The organism is Paraburkholderia sp. (assembly GCF_026225065.1).
Classification (GTDB): Bacteria; Pseudomonadota; Gammaproteobacteria; order Burkholderiales; family Burkholderiaceae; genus Paraburkholderia.
In genome coordinates, this window is the sequence record NZ_JAMFSB010000314.1 from 1 (window position 1) to 4,308 (window position 4,308).

Consider the following 4,308-nt stretch of genomic DNA (forward strand, 5'->3'; position numbering starts at 1 on the left):
ACAGGTTTTTTGCATCAGATCACCCTGCCCAACCCGCCGAAAGCCTTGCCACTGCTGGCTCTCCCGCTTCCCGCGCTCCGGGGTCCGAAGCGCGAAAGATCGAGATTCTAGCGACCCGACTCTCGCCTTGCAAGCGCTATTTGCATGCTCGGAAAGGGCCGTGAAAACGCAGCCGCGAATTCAGCGGCGCTCACATCACCGGCCCACCAGGATCACAGAATGAAGTGCCCATCACGTCACGCCGTAGCGTGCGTCTCCATCACCCGTTCCACGATGTCCAGGTAATGATCGACATCAGGGGTCGAGCGGTTCGCTTCTTTGGCGAGATCGTCCCAGCGGCGCACGCGCAGTGCGTCTTCCGCATAGGGTTTGCTGAGGAACGCATCTGCTTCCTGCCTACTGAAGATACCGCCCTGCAACTCAAGACTACGCACAGAATCCGCCGAGAGGCGTCCAAAGTACGTATCGTCGATTGCGCACAGGCAGCGCTTCGCGTCGACGTGCAGGCGAATCGGCTCCAGCACCGCGTCCGGTAACACGGGACGTAGAAACGGCAACGCGAAATACTGATGCAGATCGTCGATACCGCGTGCGGTAGGCGTCTCGCCGAAGCGGTTCAGCAAATGCCCGAGGTCATGCAGGAAAGCGGCAGCAACCAGCTCATCGCTTACGCCTTCCTTTTCTGCCAGTGCCCCACTCTGCAGCGCGTGCTCGAGTTGTGTGACCGGTTCGCCGCTATATGCCACGTTGCCGTACTGCTCGAACAATGTACGAATATCATGAAGACTCAAAGCCACGACATCACTCCCAAGGTAATGAAAACGTCTTGAGGTTGGTAAAGCTCTTCATGGCTTCCTGCACCCCTTCCTTGTAACCCAGGCCCGAATCCTTGATGCCGCCGAACGGCGTCAGCTCGATCCGGTATCCCGGCACTTCCCACACATTCACCGTACCAACCCGCAATTCATTGATGAATCGCGTGATCGCATCCTGACGGTTCGTACACACCCCCGACGACAAACCGAACACCGTGTCGTTGCTGATCCGGATCGCGTCGTCGAGCGTGTCAAACGTGATAATCGGCGATACTGGCCCGAAGGTCTCTTCGCGGACCAGCGGCATCGCCGGGTCCACCCGGTCGACAACAGTCGGCGCATAAAGCGCGCCCGAGCGCTGGTTGCCTGTCAGCAAACGCGCGCCTTGGGCCACCGCTGCGTTGACGCGGGCTTCAAAAAGCTGAGCCGCGGCTTCGTCGATGACCGTGCCCATCTGATTCGCAAGATCGAACGGATCGCCGTAGGACCATGCGCGCGTTTTTTCCACCACCAAATCGGTAAATTCCGCGGCCACACTCTTTTGCACCAGGATGCGCTTAACAGCCGTGCAGCGCTGGCCTGAATTCTTATAGGATCCCTGAACAGCGAGCGCGGCGGCGCGTTCGAGATCAGCATCTTCCAGCACGATCAACGGATCGTTACCACCTAGTTCCAACACAACGCGTCGGTACGCAGCCTTGGCAGCAATATATTTGCCTATCGCCACGCCGCCCGTGAACGTCACCAGTTCAGCAAGCGGATGTGTGATCAGTTCGTCGGCAATTTCGCGTGGGTCGCCGGTCAACACCTGCAGCATCGGTTCCGGCAAACCGGCTTCATAGAGAATATCGGCCAGGTAGAAAGCCGACAGCGGCACCTTTTCCGACGGCTTCAACAAAACACGGTTGTTGGTCGCAATGGCGGGGGCAATCTTGTGCGCCACCTGGTTCATCGGATGATTGAACGGCGTAATCGCGACTATCACGCCTGCCAGCGGTTCACGCTGCGCGAACACGCGACGCTTTTTACCGTGCGGTGTCAGATCGCATGAAAAACTCTGGGCATCGTCACGCAATGCTTCGATCGCCGCAAACTTGAACACATCGGCCACGCGCCCGATCTCGTACCGCGTGTCCTGCTTTGACAGGCCCGATTCGAGCGAGATCAGATCCGAAGCCGCCTCGGAGCGCTCGCGCAGCAAAGCCGCCGCACGCTCGAGAATCTGCGAGCGCTCGTAGCGCGTCAGTGTCGACTGATAAGCGCCGGCATATTGGAACGCCGCACGCACATCATCGACGCTCGCCAACGGTACCGTGCCGACGCGCAATCCGGTGTACGGATCGAACACGTCGAGCGTGCGTTCGCGCAACGTGCGCTCGCCTTGCAGGCGCAGCGCTTCGACGCGAAACGCGGGATGGTCCGTCAGCACGGCGCTCATGATGCCGCCACGTAGTTCAACGCAAGGTCGAATACGTCGAAGTTTCGCAAGCGCTTGCCGTCCGTAAGCCCCTGAAGATGCCGATTGAAAATCAACGGCACTTCCTGCTCGGAGATACCGCCGTGCGAACGAAGCGGTACGGTGAGGCCGGAAAGATCATGCTCGTCGCGGCGCGTGCCGAGCACCACGTCGCGCTTGCTGACCACGACAATGTCGCCAACGCGGTCATTCGGCAACTCGAAGCGCTCGCACGCCGCACTGTTGTCCAGCACGACCTCGACACCTTCAAGACCGCCAATCCGTTCGATCACCTGCCCCACGTTTACATCGTGCGGCAGATAGATGGTTGCAAACGAGCCCAGCGCGCCGTGGTGGACCACATACGGATCCGTGATCGGCAGGATCACGCGAGCCTTGCGTGCGCCGAGCCATTCGTCCATCACGTCCTGCAGATAGATCACGTTCGGCTCGCCGGTCTGCGGATTGTGCTTCGCGTTCATGCCGTGGTCGGCGGTCAAACCGATTACCCAGTCGAGTGCGTCGAGCTGGGCCAGATAGCGATCCATCATCGCGTAGAAGTCATTCGCACCTTGAGTGCCCGGAGCCCACTTGTGCTGAATGTAGTCAGTGGTGGACAGATACATCAGATCGAGCTTGCGGGTTTGCGCAAGACGCACGCCCGCCGCGAATACGAATTCGGACAACCCCGCGCTGTACACATCAGGCACTGGCAAACCGACCAGACCGAGCGCATCCGCGATACCGTTGTCTGCCAGCGTCACCGTATCCGCCTTCTCCGCTGAGAAGCAGATGCCCTTCAGTTGCCAGCCAAGCAGACGACGCAACTTGTCCTTAGCCGTAACCACCGCAACCGCAGCACCCGCTTGCGCCGCAGCTGCCAGCAGCGTCCCGGCGCGCAGGTAGGCGGGATCGTTCATCATCACTTCCGCGCCCTCGCCGCCGTTAGCCTGCGGGTCCCAGAAGTAGTTGCCGCAAATGCCGTGCACCGCGGGCGGCACGCCGCAGACTATCGACAGGTTATTCGGGTTGGTGAACGAAGGAATCACGCAGTCACCCTTGAGCGCGGTGCCCTCCTTCATCATCTTGCCAATAAACGGCGCGACACCCGCTGCAACCGCGGCCTCGAGGTAGTCGTACTCGCAACCGTCGACGCACACCACGACCACCGGTTGAGACGATGACAACCGGTAAGCACGGCCATTTACCTCGATGCTGCGCTCGCTCTGCTCGGACTGAATAGACATCGCTTCCTTCCCTGCGCGTCGATTACGCGCGTTCTTCGTCGATCGGGTCCGACGACGACAACAGCACACTGCGTTGTCCAGCCGGTTCACAGGCTTCGTGTGCGCGTTGCAATCCACCGTTGACATGCGCATGCATCAGCGCAGAAGCGTGATCCGCATCGCGCGATGCCAGCGCCGTCAGGATGGCGCGATGCTCGGCCAACGAGCGCTCCATCGCGTCGGCATGCACCACCAGCGCAGCGCGGCGAAACAGGCTCAACTCGCCTACCAGGCGCCGGTACGTCTCATACAGCTTGCCGTTGCCCGCCGCCGCGACGATGCCGTCGTGAAACGCCACGTTGGCGCGTGCGTAAGCGTCGTGATCCTGCGCGTCAAGCGCGCTGCGCATGGCGTCGATCTGCGTGCGCAGACCGGCCAGTTGCGCTGCGTCGATGCTCGATGCCAGCATCCGGCACGCCGCCTCTTCGAGCACGACCCGCACGGCATAAATCTCGTCAGCTTCCGCCAGCGACACCACCCGCACGAACACGCCGCGATTCTTTTCCGTCGTGACGAGCCCGGCCTGCTCGAGCGCACGGAACGCTTCGCGCACCGGACCACGTGACACCTGCAGCCGAGCGGCCCAATCAGCTTCGTTGAGCTTGGCGCCCGGCGCCAACACGCCTTCAATGATGTTGCGCTCGATCTCGTCTCGAACCAGCGCCGTGAGCGAATGCCGGCGGACGACGTCAATCGGATCGGCTGCTGCTGTTTCCATATTTTCGGTCATTTCGACATTTTTTGCCACATC

At 60.7% G+C, this 4,308-nt stretch carries 4 protein-coding genes; all 4 read right to left on the reverse strand.

Going from position 1 to position 4,308, the window contains the following annotated elements:
* Positions 1-236 precede the first annotated feature (236 nt).
* The 4 genes from M0954_RS22395 to M0954_RS22410 are packed head-to-tail and all read right to left on the reverse strand — an operon-like array spanning position 237 to position 4,287.
* Positions 237-797, reverse strand: a complete 561-nt coding sequence (locus M0954_RS22395; protein ID WP_297355549.1) for a phosphonate degradation HD-domain oxygenase — start codon at positions 795-797, stop codon at positions 237-239.
* Between the two features lie 4 nt (positions 798-801).
* The gene (gene phnY / locus M0954_RS22400; protein WP_297355551.1) at positions 802-2,253 is read right to left on the reverse strand and encodes a phosphonoacetaldehyde dehydrogenase; all 1,452 of its coding nucleotides are present in this window, start codon (positions 2,251-2,253) and stop codon (positions 802-804) included.
* Positions 2,250-3,518, reverse strand: a complete 1,269-nt coding sequence (phnA, locus tag M0954_RS22405; protein WP_297355553.1) for a phosphonoacetate hydrolase — start codon at positions 3,516-3,518, stop codon at positions 2,250-2,252. The genes phnY and phnA overlap by 4 nt, the downstream gene beginning before the upstream one ends.
* Before the next feature lie 22 nt (positions 3,519-3,540).
* Entirely contained in the window at positions 3,541-4,287 is a 747-nt protein-coding gene (locus tag M0954_RS22410) for a phosphonate utilization associated transcriptional regulator (protein ID WP_297355555.1), read from the reverse strand.
* Positions 4,288-4,308: the final 21 nt, after the last annotated feature.